15 protein-coding genes and 3 tRNA genes are annotated in these 14,245 nt (G+C 43.3%); 8 read left to right on the top strand and 10 right to left on the bottom strand.

What is annotated here, in order from left to right:
• Positions 1-6 precede the first annotated feature (6 nt).
• The gene (locus tag AC3CID_RS18560) at positions 7-216 is read right to left on the bottom strand and encodes a hypothetical protein (protein ID WP_488527885.1); all 210 of its coding nucleotides are present in this window, start codon (positions 214-216) and stop codon (positions 7-9) included.
• 117 nt (positions 217-333) lie between these two features.
• Here AC3CID_RS18560 and AC3CID_RS18565 point away from each other — a divergent pair, with 117 nt between their 5' ends.
• Positions 334-552: a helix-turn-helix domain-containing protein gene (locus AC3CID_RS18565; protein WP_488527886.1), complete on the top strand. Its 219-nt coding sequence runs from the start codon at positions 334-336 to the stop codon at positions 550-552.
• A 308-nt stretch (positions 553-860) separates the two neighbouring features.
• On the opposite strand, the gene AC3CID_RS18570 is transcribed toward AC3CID_RS18565, so the two are convergent.
• The 3 genes from AC3CID_RS18570 to AC3CID_RS18580 form a co-directional block, all read right to left on the bottom strand.
• A tRNA-Gly gene (locus tag AC3CID_RS18570) sits at positions 861-935 on the bottom strand.
• Positions 936-973: 38 nt separating this feature from the next.
• Positions 974-1,048 (bottom strand) — tRNA-Gly (locus AC3CID_RS18575).
• A 38-nt stretch (positions 1,049-1,086) separates the two neighbouring features.
• A tRNA-Gly gene (locus AC3CID_RS18580) sits at positions 1,087-1,161 on the bottom strand.
• 525 nt (positions 1,162-1,686) lie between these two features.
• Here AC3CID_RS18580 and AC3CID_RS18585 point away from each other — a divergent pair.
• From AC3CID_RS18585 to AC3CID_RS18610, 6 genes are all read left to right on the top strand, one after another.
• Positions 1,687-2,850, top strand: a complete 1,164-nt coding sequence (locus AC3CID_RS18585) for a threonine/serine exporter family protein (protein ID WP_017058966.1) — start codon at positions 1,687-1,689, stop codon at positions 2,848-2,850.
• A gap of 187 nt (positions 2,851-3,037) precedes the next feature.
• Positions 3,038-3,376 carry a zinc ribbon domain-containing protein YjdM gene (locus AC3CID_RS18590; protein WP_004731484.1) on the top strand — a complete coding sequence of 113 codons (339 nt, stop codon included), beginning with the start codon at positions 3,038-3,040 and terminating at the stop codon, positions 3,374-3,376.
• Positions 3,377-3,511: 135 nt separating this feature from the next.
• The gene (locus AC3CID_RS18595; RefSeq protein WP_488527887.1) at positions 3,512-3,967 is read left to right on the top strand and encodes an N-acetyltransferase; all 456 of its coding nucleotides are present in this window, start codon (positions 3,512-3,514) and stop codon (positions 3,965-3,967) included.
• A gap of 13 nt (positions 3,968-3,980) precedes the next feature.
• Positions 3,981-4,475, top strand: coding sequence for a GNAT family N-acetyltransferase (locus tag AC3CID_RS18600; protein WP_488527888.1), 495 nt, complete (start codon positions 3,981-3,983; stop codon positions 4,473-4,475).
• Between the two features lie 114 nt (positions 4,476-4,589).
• Positions 4,590-5,021, top strand: a complete 432-nt coding sequence (locus AC3CID_RS18605; RefSeq protein ID WP_372243706.1) for a GNAT family N-acetyltransferase — start codon at positions 4,590-4,592, stop codon at positions 5,019-5,021.
• Between the two features lie 215 nt (positions 5,022-5,236).
• Entirely contained in the window at positions 5,237-5,797 is a 561-nt protein-coding gene (locus tag AC3CID_RS18610; protein WP_171308958.1) for a hypothetical protein, read from the top strand.
• Positions 5,798-6,127: 330 nt separating this feature from the next.
• On the opposite strand, the gene AC3CID_RS18615 is transcribed toward AC3CID_RS18610, so the two are convergent.
• A complete protein-coding gene (locus AC3CID_RS18615) occupies positions 6,128-7,387 on the bottom strand; it encodes an AraC family transcriptional regulator (protein WP_171308957.1) in 1,260 nt (419 codons plus the stop codon).
• 20 nt (positions 7,388-7,407) lie between these two features.
• Between AC3CID_RS18615 and AC3CID_RS18620 the strand changes: the two genes are divergently transcribed.
• Positions 7,408-9,414 carry a TonB-dependent siderophore receptor gene (locus tag AC3CID_RS18620; RefSeq protein WP_488527889.1) on the top strand — a complete coding sequence of 669 codons (2,007 nt, stop codon included), beginning with the start codon at positions 7,408-7,410 and terminating at the stop codon, positions 9,412-9,414.
• A 210-nt stretch (positions 9,415-9,624) separates the two neighbouring features.
• Here the strand turns inward: AC3CID_RS18620 and AC3CID_RS18625 are convergent, their stop codons facing one another.
• From AC3CID_RS18625 to AC3CID_RS18645, 5 genes are all read right to left on the bottom strand, one after another.
• Complete coding sequence (locus tag AC3CID_RS18625; protein ID WP_488527890.1) at positions 9,625-10,569, bottom strand: ADP-ribosylglycohydrolase family protein; 945 nt, start codon at positions 10,567-10,569, stop codon at positions 9,625-9,627.
• Between the two features lie 192 nt (positions 10,570-10,761).
• Positions 10,762-11,688 (bottom strand): amino acid ABC transporter permease, encoded by a 927-nt coding sequence (locus AC3CID_RS18630; protein ID WP_102482540.1) that lies wholly within the window; start codon positions 11,686-11,688, stop codon positions 10,762-10,764.
• Between the two features lie 177 nt (positions 11,689-11,865).
• Entirely contained in the window at positions 11,866-12,675 is an 810-nt protein-coding gene (locus AC3CID_RS18635; protein ID WP_017093706.1) for a transporter substrate-binding domain-containing protein, read from the bottom strand.
• Positions 12,676-12,687: 12 nt separating this feature from the next.
• On the bottom strand, positions 12,688-13,485 hold the full coding sequence (locus tag AC3CID_RS18640; protein ID WP_488527891.1) for an amino acid ABC transporter permease: 798 nt from the start codon (positions 13,483-13,485) through the stop codon (positions 12,688-12,690).
• A complete protein-coding gene (locus AC3CID_RS18645) occupies positions 13,485-14,231 on the bottom strand; it encodes an amino acid ABC transporter ATP-binding protein (RefSeq protein ID WP_102495038.1) in 747 nt (248 codons plus the stop codon). Before AC3CID_RS18645 ends, AC3CID_RS18640 begins: the two co-directional genes overlap by 1 nt.
• Between the last annotated feature and the right edge of the window lie 14 nt (positions 14,232-14,245).

The raw sequence follows: 14,245 nt of genomic DNA on the forward strand, positions 1-14,245 counted from the left end.
CTTCTCCTATTGAATTAATAATGATTCTGCTGAGACGCCGTTTAGCATCTCTTCCTCTATTCGCTCCCAGATAAACAAAATTTTTCGACCTCCGAACGGGCGAATGTAATGAATCCCTTCAAACAATACCGAATCTTTTAGTTGCTCTCGTATTACACGTTGATCGTATTTGATAACCGAAGATAGCTCTTCCGTTGTTAAGTAGGTATATGTCATAATTATTTCCTGTCTTACTCGCTACATTTTGTAGCTCTACAGAAACAATAAGGTGTAAAAAGTAGCCTGTCAACATCTTTTTGTGTCGCTATAGAAACATTTGGGGTCTTTTAAGATATGATAAAGTGTCACTTATCAACTTTGCTTGGGGCAAAAAAGTTAAAAATCGCTGATGTTGTGCGAGAAACGGGTATCAACAGAAGTACTGTCAATCGTTTATTCCATGAGACGAATAACCGTATTGATTTCGATACTTTAGAAAAGCTATGTTTCTTTCTCGATTGCAGTGTCGGAGAGCTATTAGAAGTTCACAAAGAAGAGCCCATTACAGATTAGCTTATCTAATCTGAAACAAGTTTGAGTCCATTTGAGATCATATTAGGTCAGTTAACAAACACAAACTTAACCTGGTCTCAATGTGGTCTCTATCTGGTCTCAAATAAAAACCAAGACAAAATTTTCAAGAAAACCTTAGTCTACTTTAGCTCATAATCATGACAAAATATCTGTAAAAATCATTGGTCTCAACGTGGTCTCAAAAAATCCACAAACTGGTATTCACTAAGTAAATTATTGATAATAAAAAGACCACACAAATAAATCGTGTTATATCAGAAGGTTATATTTGGGGAGTTTCTTCAAATTGGAGCGTGCAGCGGGAATCGAACCCGCATCATCAGCTTGGAAGGCTGAGGTAATAGCCATTATACGATGCACGCACACTGTCTTAAGAGTAAGACTGAGGCATCAAGAAGACTGGAGCGTACAGCGGGAATCGAACCCGCATCATCAGCTTGGAAGGCTGAGGTAATAGCCATTATACGATGCACGCACACTGTCTTAAGAGTAAGACTGAGGCATCAAGAAGACTGGAGCGTACAGCGGGAATCGAACCCGCATCATCAGCTTGGAAGGCTGAGGTAATAGCCATTATACGATGTACGCACATCGTCTTAACGAGTTTGATAATGCCACATCTAACTGAAAACGAAACCTTTTTCTTTCATTTTTATTCTAAGTGCTCGCATAACCACCACTCCGCTAGTTTTTCAATCATATCTGGCGTTATGAGAGTGAATAAAATGTGACTAAAATCTCGTTAAAAGGAGAGCGAGAAATAATAGTAAATGTCATACTGCTTTTTGCGATAAATCCACCTTAATTTATAAGCCTGCTTTGGTGATGCTTAGTTGTTATAAATCTAATGAAAATTAAGGTATTTGGAGTGTTAACATAAACTGATTTTTATTCGTGTTTTGGCGTTCGTTAATAACAATCTGAATGCATAAATTTAACTTATTAGTCGGTCAAAGTATTCAGTAAACTAATCCCAAATGAGTAGAGTTATAGAGACTTCTAAGCCTTTGCAGAAAAAAGTAACGAGTTCAGTTGATAATTCACGCAAAAGCCTCGTCATTCCGTCTATCGTTTGGTACATTTGCCGCACATTTTGTCTCCCCTAAAATACCCATGCCTTCTCAGTTCCGAATTAACAAAATTGTTGAAATTGGTGATACTCTTCACCGCAGTGGTTGCGCTCCGTATAAGCTTGAAAAATATACACAATATTATGCTAAAAAGCATGGTGTGGATGTGATGATCCAAGCAACGCCAACCGCGATTAATTATCAGTTTCCAGACGATAACAACGCTGTGATTCTAAAGCGTCTAAAGCCTGCTTCAATTAACCTGAGTTTGTTGGCCAATACGATCATCCGTATTAACCAACCGAGCAGTGAGCCTGTACCAGAGCCTGTCGGCTACTCTAAATTTGTGACGGCACTTGCCAATATGGGTATTCCGCCTGCGTATTTGATGCTGGTGGGCAGTACATTGGAAGCGGTTGGCTTTTCTGCGTTATTGGGTTTGATGGTTTGGGTATGTCAGCAAGTTCTTCATTCACGTCGTGCTATCGCGGTTGAATTCATCTCGGCATTGTTAACGGGTATTTTTGTGGCGTTTTTGGCAAGTACAGGGTTGCCGATTCCGGTGTGGGCGTTGTGTATCGCCTCGATCGTCTTGTTCGTCCCCGGATTATCGATAGCTAACGCTTTAGAGTGTTTGGCGTTTAATGATCTCGTCTCGGGTACCAGTTTACTAGGGCAGAGTGCCTTAACCCTGATAAAGCTGTTTGTCGGGATTATCATGGGGCTCAACATCGGTGAAGCGATATGGGGACAAGCGGTCTCCATCGACTATACCAATGCGGTTCCGATGTGGATGCACATATCTGGCTTGGTGCTGATCTCCGTGTCTATCGGTGTGATGTTTAATGCGCGACCTAAAGACATTTTACTTGGCTTGCCAGTTGCGGTTCTTGGCATGTGGGGGCCGTTCTACCTCGGTTTTGATAGTGGTTGGGTTGTGGGTACTTGGGTAACCACGGTTCTTATTACTTTGTACGGAACTTGGATTGCCAAGAAGATGGAACTCACGGGCTCAATCTACATCGTGCAGGGGATCATCATTTTGGTTCCGGGTAGCCGCGTGCTGGTGAGTGCCAGCCAATCGGTGTTTGAACAATCTATTTTGCCGATTCCAAGCATCGGTTTATCGGCGTTATTCATGTTCTCAGCGATTGTTGCAGGGCAAATCACAGCGTATTCGATCTACTCACCAAAAGTAGAGCGTTAATCTGACTAGGTTAATGCTGCCGCTTAGGTAAACTCGTTTCTTCAACAAACACAGCATAACGGCTGTGTTTGTTCGTTTTAGATCCGCTCTTTTCTTCCTTTAGGTTCATCGGTTAGATTTGTGCTCGCTAAGCCTAGCAAGAGTCATTAAAATGGACGCAAATTCTATTTAAATGAAGTATTAACGTATGTCTTTACCTCCTTGTCCCCAATGCCAATCTGAATACGTCTACCCAGACCAAAACAACCTAATTTGTCCTGAGTGTGCCTACGAATGGAACCCAGAAGAAGAGCGTTTAGAAAGAGAAGCCGCGCGTGTTAAGGACGTGAATGGCGTTGTATTGGAAAGTGGCGATAAAGTTACCTTCATTAAAGATCTAAAAATCAAAGGCAGTTCTTCTGTACTGAAAATCGGCACTAAAGCGGTAATCAGACGAATCAATGAAGGCAAAGACCACCAACTAGACTGTAAGCTTGATGGTGGCGGTGAAATGCTTGTGACAGCTAAATACGTTAAGAAGCAATAGAGGCTAATAGTATTGGTCTATCATTGCCGTTCAATAATTCTGACTGGGACATTGTCGTAAATCTTCAATGAATTTACGTCGCTTCTTGGCATACTGGTTCGCAGTTTAAACAACATTAATTGCCTGAGAATTAAGATGATTAGAGAGTACATCCCAACTGATATTGAAGCCGTTTTAGATATTTGGTTAACCGCCTCGATAAAGGCCCATGACTTTGTGGCTCCTGAGTTTTGGGAGTCGCAAGTGGGGAATATGCGTGATATCTACCTTCCTGCCTCAAAAACCTATGTGTTCGAAGTTGATGGAGGTGTTCGCGGGTTTTATTCGCTTTATGAAGGGATATTGGCAGCCATCTTTGTCAGCCCAGAATATCAAGGAAGTGGTATTGGCAAGCAGCTAATGCAACATGCCAAGCTTGAATGCCCGACTTTGTCTTTGAGTGTTTACAAAGAGAACCAAGCGACGATTCAGTTCTACTTGTCCCAAGGCTTTTCTATTGTGAGTGAACAAGTTGATGAACATACAGGGCATCAAGAATACACCATGCACTTAGCTTTGAGCTTAGTGAATAGTCAGGCGAGTATTAGGTAGGAATAGAAGTTATATGGATATAGTCAAAGCAGATATGGCGCACTCAAATGCCTTTCATCACTATGTGAATGCTTGCTCTGAGGATGGGTTAGATATTTACACAGGTATTTCTGACAGTAGTGATGCGTATTTAAAAAGGCGAGTCGCTTATTCAAAAGGTGAGGAACTGCCAGCAGGTTGGACGCCGGCTTCTACATATTTTTGTATCGACTCTGGTCAAATCCTTGGTGTCATAAGAGTTCGTCATGGGACTAGTGAGTACATTCACGATGTCATAGGACATATCGGCTACGAGACTTTGCCACAAGCGAGAGGGCGGGGTATCGCAAGTCATATGTTGTCTTGGGTTCAACGGCACGTATTGTCTGAAAGCGCTATTATTACGTGTGAGAGGGGCAATATTACTTCGCAAAAAGTGATTGAGAAGTGTGGTGGGCAGTTCTTAAATACCTTTTACTCAGAGCAAGATAAACACGAAGTTCTACGCTATCAACTAAACCCTAAATGAACACTGGCACCTTTCTCATTCTCACTTACTTGTCGTGAGCGAGCTTTTTGGAAATGAAGCCGCTGGTGATTCTGATTCATTAGTTATAGTTCATTGATTATTGTTGGAGATATTTTGAAGTATTCGACAAGACCCGCTCAGTCATCAGATTATGAATTCCTGTTCGAGCTAAAAAAGGCGGCTGAATTTGAGCCAATTAAGGCTGTTTTTGGCTGGGATGAGCAGATTCAACGAGATATACACGCCGAAGAGTGGGCAGAAGAACGGCCTGAAATCATTGAATATCAGGGTAAAGCGATTGGTAGTGTGTTGTTGCAAGACAAAGGCGAGCACTGCTATTTTTGCCGATTCTTCCTACTGCCTGAATATCATGGCAAAGGTATTGGCAGCCAGGTTTTAACGGATTGCTTAGCTCAAGCAGCCAAACTCAATAAGCCTGTGCAGTTGTGTTATTTACAAGGTAATCGAGTTGGGGAGTTGTATTTAAGGTTTGGCTTCGAAATCACCTCGCAAAACGATCAGTTTGTCTATATGTGGCGTAAATAGTTAGTAATAATTGAGATGAACTCATTCCTTTAGTCTGTATCTCCATCAGATAGTTGTCTTAATCTTGCCAACAAAGGACGTGTAAATATGAGAACTGTCAGCTGAATTATAAAATAATGCTAACTATATCAATATTTTATCAATCTGTGTTTTCGGTCTGGATTTTTAATGATAGGGTCGCCGAATAATTATATTGATAAGAATAAAGGCTTTGTATGAAATATTTTCTGCCAATGGCTTTGGTAGCTAGCTTAACTGGTTGTATGACGTTACCTCATAATGCGTCGAATACTCTATCTGCTCCTCATGGAGATGGAGCTATTGGTATTACTACGAAGATCATTAAGGTTGGCAGTGCTTATCCGTGTGATACTTTTTCGATTCTAATGTACGAAAAGATTGGTGATGAACTCGCTCAAGAACCGGAGACGTTGAGAATGACAGTCTACGAAGATCTAGAGTACGTATTGTTTGATAATATCAAGCCAGGTAGTTACGTTGTTAAAGAAGCACGCTGCAATGTTCCAAGAGGGATCGCTGTAGACGGATATAAACGTTACCACTCTATCGAAATGTCGAGTGAGTACATGGTTAAACCCAACACATTGACTTTAACTGATGACCTAATCTTTGCTGCTCAGGAAACTGAGAAGGACTTTTATTTCACAGTTGAATCAAGTGAAGAAGTTTCCATTTACCTTGAGGGCCTGCTTGCGGTATCTGAGACTATCGGTGAAGAGTGGAATATAGAAACTCCTAAGAGTCAGCAGCTCTAATCGTTTGTGGCTTTCAAAGTAATAACTACTTTAGAACCAGCTAATTGAAAATTATAAATCAACTCAATGGCACAATGTGTCATTGAGTTGATTAGTTTTAGCTTCTATTTAAGACTTAATCGCCAACAATGCCCCGAATGTCACCAATCCAAATCTGCACTCTTCATTAAGCCTTCTCTTGGCTCCTAATAGTTTGCCTGCAATATCTTCGAAGTAAAACCTTGCGACGATACTACCCCAAAACTTGTTTGTAGCATCGCTAGGATCAGAGTTATCGACATTCATCTCCCGATTTTAACTCGGAGTTATTAATCTTACTGGGTTCGGTAACTAGCGGTTTCTTGCGACTGAACTTTTTACAAGTGCATGGGGCGGAACACCAAAGGCTTTCTTAAAAGCACTGGTGAAGTTGGAAGGGTGCTGATAACCCGCTTCATAGGCTGCTTCGGTTATTGAAACTAAGCCTCGTTCTAAGTGTTGGCGCGCGATATCTAAGCGTCGGTGTCGGATATAGCCGTTGATAGTGAGGTTGTAAGACTGCTTAAAGCGGCGTTGTAAGTTGGAGATACTCATCGAGAATCGACTTGCGATGCTTTCAAGACTGAGTGGCTGATCCAGATTGATTTCAATGTAGCTGATGATATCTTCAATCTTGGCATCGAAACTGTTTGATGTACTGGCCATATCAAGGTTTACACTCGAGTTTGTATTGTGTGAGGCGATGACTGGATCTGTGCTCTCTGTATTTGTGTGGCTATCGTCGGAAGTGCATTGCTGACAACATTGAATCGGCATCTGCGACAGGGTTTGAGCAAGTAACTGTTGGGTGAGTGTTTCGACTATTAACTTGTCTTGAAAGTTAGTCGGTGTCGCTTGGCTGGTTAATCTGTTTGTGAGTTGAATGATGTCAGGTTTTAGCTCTAACTCGTAAAACGCTTTGTGTGAATCTAGGAATGACTTGCTAGCACAGTGGTCGCTTAAACGAGGCTCGACCCATTGAGGCTTAACCAAGATGTTGATCTTATTTATTTTATTACCTTGGATTAAAGAGCGCCTAAAGTTGGCAGGCTTGGCAAGGTTCACCACCACACCTTGTGGGCCAGAGTTGGCATCGAGATCGAACTCAAGATCGTCATAGCCAAAGGTGAGTTTCCCTTCGAGAAGAATCGTAATCAAGATCGCTGAGTGAGCCGTTGAAACGATGTTGCTGTCGACCAATTCTATACAGCGTCCGCCATGCACAAAAATTTGGTCATTGTATTGGTAAGAAAGGAATTTACCCTCAGCAAGCGAGGTCTGTTTGGTTTGACCTTGTGTCACGATGATCTGCTTTTCAGTCTGTTCTAGCTTCTTGGTCAGAGCCACTTTTTTAGTTAACACGGGCTTCTTTGTTAACACTGGTTTGTTCGTTAACACAGCTTTCTTGTTTAATTCGACTCTTCCAGTCGTAGCCGTTTCGGCAAGTTTAGTTTGCTTTGATGTTACTTCACTCATTTGACCGTTCCTCATAACACCTATGCGTTTCTGCATAAGCAAATCATCTGTGCATTTATAAATTACAATCCTATCATGTTTGCGAATTATTATCATTTACATCTAGGATTGAATTTATGGAAAGCCCAGTCAACTCAACAATCAAGCTTTCAGCCCTCTGCATTGCAATTGCCAGCGCGTTTAGTAGCCCAGTGATTGCAGAGCAAAAAACATCGCACTTTGATGAAGTTGTGGTGTGGGGAACGAGAGTAACAAGCAACACTGAGTCGATCATTGCCGATGACATGTCACTCAAGCAAGCTGACCATATGTCAGATCTACTGCGTGAGATTCCCGGTGTTGATGTTGGGGGCACGCACTCGGTGAACCAACGAATTACCATCCGTGGCTTAAGTGAAACCGACTTAGACATTCGGCTCGATGGTGCTTCTCAGCACGCCAATATGTTCCACCATATCGGTAACTTGACTCTTAATCCTGACATCTTGAAATCGGCCGATATCCAAGTCGGTAATAACTCGGTTACGCAAAATGGACTAGGCGGTTCGGTGCTTTTTGAAACCAAAGATGCGAAAGATCTGCTTCGTTATGACGAGAGTTTTGGCGCTCGTGTTTATGGCGGCTACGCAACGAATGCAAGTCAGCAAGGTTCTTTAACTGTGTATGGTTTGTTGTCGGATAAGGTCGATGCCATGCTCTACAGTCACTATATGAGCCGTGATGATTTTAAGGACGGCGACGGCAATGAAACCTTCGGCTCAGAAGGGGACGTGTATAACATTCTCGGTAAGATTGGTTATGAACCGAGTGACTTACACCGCTTTGAACTCTCTTATGATCTCTACCGTGATAGTGGTGATTACAGCCCGCGTCCAGATATGTCAGGTGGTGCTAACGAAGGCTTGTCTAGCGACATCCTGATTCCAACTGATTATGACCGTGACACTATTACTGCAAGTTATGAGCTACGTGGCGAAAGTCATCAAGGTAACGTCATTCTGTACAACACAGGGACCGAGATTCAGCGTGATGAAAGTGTTATGGCACCGCGTTGGCCATCGAACCGCTTATCTAACAATACAGCGAAAAACCAAAACTTTGGCCTGAATGCTAAGTTCCAATCGGACTATCGCCTGATGTCGTTTAATAATATCGCGACTTATGGCTTTGACTACATGGACAAGTCATCGAGCAGCTATTACGGCAGCAGTAAGTTTATGGATGAGTCAGCAATTTCTACCGCACTTTTTGTTGAAGACCAGTTCTACTTTACTCAAGCCTTTTCGATCACTGCAGGTGTTCGTTTTGATGATTACCAGCGTAAAGCCGAAACAGGAAACGATGACTTTGACGACGTAACATGGTCGTTGGCAACGCAATGGGATGTGACCCAAGATTGGACGCTGTTCGCGAGCACCCGTTCACTGTTCAAAGGACCCGAGTTGATGGAGACCTTTATTGCTTACCAAGACGCAGCGTTCTTAGCTGACGACATTAAGGCTGAAACCGGGCAGAACACGCAAGGTGGTGTGCGCTTCGATAAACGTTTAGATAACCACTTTATTGGCGCAAACCTAACTGTATTCCAAACCAATATTGATGATTACATTGCCGAAGAGTATCAACCCGTAAACCAGAGTTACTTGATTTACAACTTAGGTGACGTCGAGATAAAGGGCTTTGAGGCGAGCTTGTCTTACGGTTACGAGATGTTTAACAGTAAGCTTTCTTATGCTCGTTCAGATACTAAAAACAAAGACACAGGCGGCGCTGTCGCGGGTGGTAATGGTCGCAGCATTGATATGGGTGACAGCATCACGCTAACACTCGATTATCAGTCTGAAGCTCTTGAGACGATCTTTGGATGGAACTCAATGTTTGTTAAAGACGAAGACAATGTATTCGATGGTCAGCCGATGAAAGAAAGCTATGACGTTCATAACCTGTATGCTCAGTGGGTGCCATCAAATGTGGATGGATTGTCTGTCACCTTTGGTATCGATAACGTGTTTGATGGGCAATACACCTCACACGCGTCTCGTTCGGGTACAGCAAGAGGCTTTACCTTGGATGACTATGAACCAGGTCGTAACTACAAGCTTTCCGCTGCGTATCAGTTCTAGAGAAGGTTCTAGAGAAGGTTCTAGTTCTCAGGGTTGGTTAGCTCAATAAACTGGCGGTCGTAGGGATCCGCAAAGTTTATTGACCAAAACTGAAGCTATTCCTTTAAGTCATTCTTTTAAGTGATTACTTTAGGTGGCTAGTGAAAAGAAAAGCGCCTTTCGAGCTCTTGAGCAAGAAAGGCGCTTTGCCTTGTTCGTTATTACGGCAAATCACTCAATAGGCAAAGACAGCACGCCGCCATTGAGTTCGACTTGTTTTAGCCATTCGGATGGAATTTCGCCATCTTCTTCGTAGAAACACGCCGCTAATACAGCGCCAATCACAATTGCACGCCCGCAGCTGTCACCGCCACATAAGATATTGTCTCGAATACCTTGTTTAAAGCTCTGGGCCCCCGCAATGATGCGAATCAGCAAGGGAAATGCGGCACTCAGTTCACAATGCAATCCGAACTTCTTCGCGGCATCTGTTATTGAAAGTTCGGGATCACCCAAAGCCATGTCGATTTGGTCGTGTACAAACTTGCTACAGGTTTGTCGCACCATTTCTACCGACTGCAATGGCGAGTTGCCTTGAATTGCCGCTTGAACCAATAGGGTGATGGCTTGCGCCCACTCCACTGCTTTGTCGTTATTGTTAGTGACTCGCACCGCACTCTCTACCATGGCTGGCAAAGTGTGAGAGGTGTAAGTACACGCCACCAATGGGATGATCTTTGAGACTGCGGGAAGTTGCGTATCGTCTGCGCCACAGGCAGTAATCGGGGCGTCCTCTAGTTCTAATTGATGGATGTTCAGCAAGCTCATGCGCGTCGCTTTATCAATGTAGCCTTGCCAACTGCCGCCAAAATCAAACCAGAAGCGGAAATGTTGAATATAGTTCGCTTCATCGTATTTTTGGTTGTCGACTAAGCTGTCGACCATCGCCAGTAACTGAGCACCATATTGCGATTGCTCACCTGCGGTTTTACCTTGGTGCGCAAAGTAGCCTTTGTCTTGATAATCGAACCGATTCGGTGAGCGAAATTCAGGCTCAAAACCAGCCACGTGTAAGATCCTCTCTTGGTCATACAGCCAGTGCAGCCCCATTGAAGCTGCGTCTCCAACCAATGCGCCAACAACGGCGTAAAAAGCTCTTTCTTTATGATTGTCCATGTTGAGCAATATCCTTGAGATGAATCAACGTAGTTCGGTACGTTAAGTATAGTAATTAGGCGAGCATTTTGCTGTGTTTCTAAGAAGAAATATGAAGGGGTAAATCCTGATTGGTCAATAGCTTAAACCAATCAGGTGAAATTGATAAGGGCGATGAATAGCCGGGCGACTTGGTACTTTTGATTAATGACGTTACTGGTGGTTAAGGTAAGCACTAGAACGTTGCTCAATCACTTTGAACAGACGCGAAAGTGCAAAGCACAAAGCAAAATATACGAAGCCTACAATCAGCCAGATCTCAAAGATCAAACCTGAGGAGTTTGCCATCTCAGTGCCAACAAACGTCATCTCTTGGATCGAAATCAGAGACACAATTGACGTGTCTTTAACCAAGGAGATTGCTTGGCCAGCCAAAGGCGGTGTGATAGCCGTTAATACTTGCGGGCCAACCACAAATCGATACTTAGACAATGCAGACAAGCCAAGTGAATCGGCGGCTTCCCATTGGCCTTTAGGAATACCTTCTAAACCCGCTCGAATCACTTCCGCAATATAAGCAGAAGAGAGCAAACCAATACAAATAACACCAGATGCTAAGTTTTCCCAAAGGTTAGCTGGGCCGAATAGGAAATCTTGAACAGCATTAATCTCGCCGTTGTGCTCACGTAAAATGCTTTCTAAACCAAGCAATGGGATCAGTTGGTTAGAAACAAAGAAGTAAAAGATAAAGACAAACACCAGCGGCGGAATATTACGAACCAACTGAATGAAAATCAGTGCCGGTGTTTTGAAAAAAGCGATCTTTGAGTGTCTTGCCACACCTAACAATGTGCCAAAAGAGAGTGCTAACACCATACTCCATAAACTTAAGCGCAGCGTTGCGATCAAGCCTTGGAAAAAATAGGGAATACTGCCTTGAGAAGGTGGAATAAAAATTAGTGTAAACGCATCTTCCCAGCGCCACTGGTAATTAATACCAACAGCCGAACGATAATAAAGCCAGCCTGCAAACACACAAATGACGGCGAGTAACACGCCATCTAAAAGAGTAAGGCGTTGATACCAAGGCTTCATATGAACGTTGGGCTTAGGTGTTGTTAATGCGCTAGTACTACTCACGTCATTCCTGTTTAAACATTAATTATTATTGGGTTGTTGCTTGGATCTAAAATGAATCAAATAAAGCTACTTAAAAAGGCTACTTAAATCGTCGATGAGAAGGCAGTGCAAACAGTGCACTGCCTTGATTTAGATTCGACAGATTAGCTCATATTAAAAAGTGAGCTCAACTTCAGATTACTGACCTTGAGCAATCTGGTCTTGCCAATCTAAAGTAGAGAACCAGTACTCGTAACGCTCTTTCAACCAACCGTCTTCAGTACGTGCTTTGATCCATTCGTTGAAGAACTCTGCCTTGTCAGTTTCACCTAGGCGAACTGCAAATGCTTCGTTACCTTTGGATAGACGCTCTTCAAATGGGATAAATAGCGTGTCTGCGTTTTTGATCGCTTCGTGTTCTGGTTTCGGGCTAGACGCGATAACTGCGTGCGCGTTGCCGTTTAACACTTCTTGGAATGCTTGAGCATCGTCATCGAACTGTAGAACTTTCGCTTTAGGGAAGGTTTCACGAGCCACTTGAACTGTGAATGCACCACGACGAGCTGCAATTTTCACGCGACGAGAGTCAAAATCAGAGATCTGAGTAAAACCTTCCGCTAGCTCTTTATTAGCCGCCAGTTGAACACCAGAGTGCGAGTAAGGTTCAGTGAACAGTACGCTTTTGGCACGAGCTTCAGTAATAGACATACCGCCGATGATCACATCAAACTTCTTCGATAATAGAGAAGGGATAATGCCATCCCATGCCGTAGGTACAAATTCGACTTTCCAACCTGAATCTTCGGCAAGGCGTTTCGCCACGTCGATTTCGAAGCCAACGAGATCGCCTTGTTTGTTACGCATTGCCCAAGGAACAAATGTCGACATACCAACGCGCAGTGAGCCACGTTCGTTGATTTTATCGAGGTTAGGCGTTTCAGAAGCAAGTGCAGGCAAACTTACGGCAAGCGCTAGTAGGGCTGTAATCGCGGTTTTAAATAGCTTCATGCTGATAAATCCTTATTGTGTTCGCCAGTTAGCCCCGAGCTTATGCTCAAGCCAAGCAGCAACGGCAGAAAGTGAAAGTGTAAGAGCAAGATAAATGATCGCCACAGAGAACCAAATCTCGAATGGCATCGCGGTTTCAGAAACAATGTTTCTGGCTTCAGTCGTCAGGTCAAAAATAGCCATGACACTTACAATTGAAGAGTTTTTAATAAGAGAGATCACTTCATTGGTCAACGGTGGCAAGGTACGTTGCACCACCTGAGGAAGAACCACATCCCAGTAAGTATAGGTCTTTGATAAGCCCAAGGATTGAGCTGCTTCAAATTGTCCTCTCGCAATACCATTTAAACCGGCACGAAATATCTCGGCGGTGTAAGCGCCTTGGAAAAGTGCTAAGGCTAAAACGGCAGTACTAAAGCGATCGAGCCCTAATACGGGGCCAAATACAAAATAGAGCAAATAAATTTGTACTAATAACGGCGTGTTACGAATCAACTCAACATAGCTGGTGGCTAAGGTGCGTCCAACCACAGAATTTGAGTTTCTCAATAGTGCTGTCGCTAAACCAATGATCAGTGTGGCAACCAAAGAAATCAAAGAGATATTGATGGTAACCAGTAGCCCTTCAACTAATTCTGCAGGCCACCATTCACCATCTTCATAGAAAGCAATATAGTCCGGCACACGCTCCCATTGCCAGCTGTATCCCATGGTTTGTGCACCAGAGTCGAGAATCCAAACAACAGCAGCCACCAGTACAACAATCTGTACCAAAGCAGATAGGGCGGGTTTAATAATTCGAATCAACATCAATAAGTCAGGATCTGATTTAGGAACGCTTGAGTACGTTCATGTTGAGGGTTTTCAAAGAGCGCTTGTGGCGTATTCGATTCCACAATTTGTCCTTCATCCATGAAGATAACGCGGTCGGCCACTTGTTTCGCAAAGCCCATTTCGTGGGTCACACACACCATGGTGATACCTTCGCTCGCCAGTTCAACCATCACGTCGAGCACTTCGTTGATCATCTCCGGATCAAGTGCTGAAGTCGGTTCATCAAAAAGTAGTAATTCAGGCTTCATGCACAGCGAACGGGCGATAGCTACACGTTGTTGCTGACCGCCAGAAAGTTGCACTGGGTATTTGTTGGCTTGTTCAGCGATGTGTACGCGCTCGAGATAGTGCATTGCAATCTTCTCGGCTTCTTGTTTGCTTTTTTTAAGCGTACGAATCGGCGACAGAGTTAGGTTCTCAAGCACAGTAAGATGGGGGAATAAATGAAAGTGCTGAAACACCATTCCGACTTGACCTGGAGTACTGAACTTGCTTGGAAGCACTTGTTCTAACACGCAAAGCTCGCCACTTTCGAAAGGTTCTAGCTGATTGATACAACGGATTAAGGTTGATTTACCCGAACCTGATGGCCCGCAAATCACCACTATCTCTCCTTGTTCAATATTTAAATCGATATCCTTTAGGGCATGAAAATCACCATACCACTTGTTAAGTGACTTAAACTTAACCATTTCCTTGAGATTGTTCAAATCGTTGTTCATACCTAGTAAAGAGA

The sequence above is a fragment of the Vibrio sp. QJM3NY_21 genome, assembly GCF_057785975.1.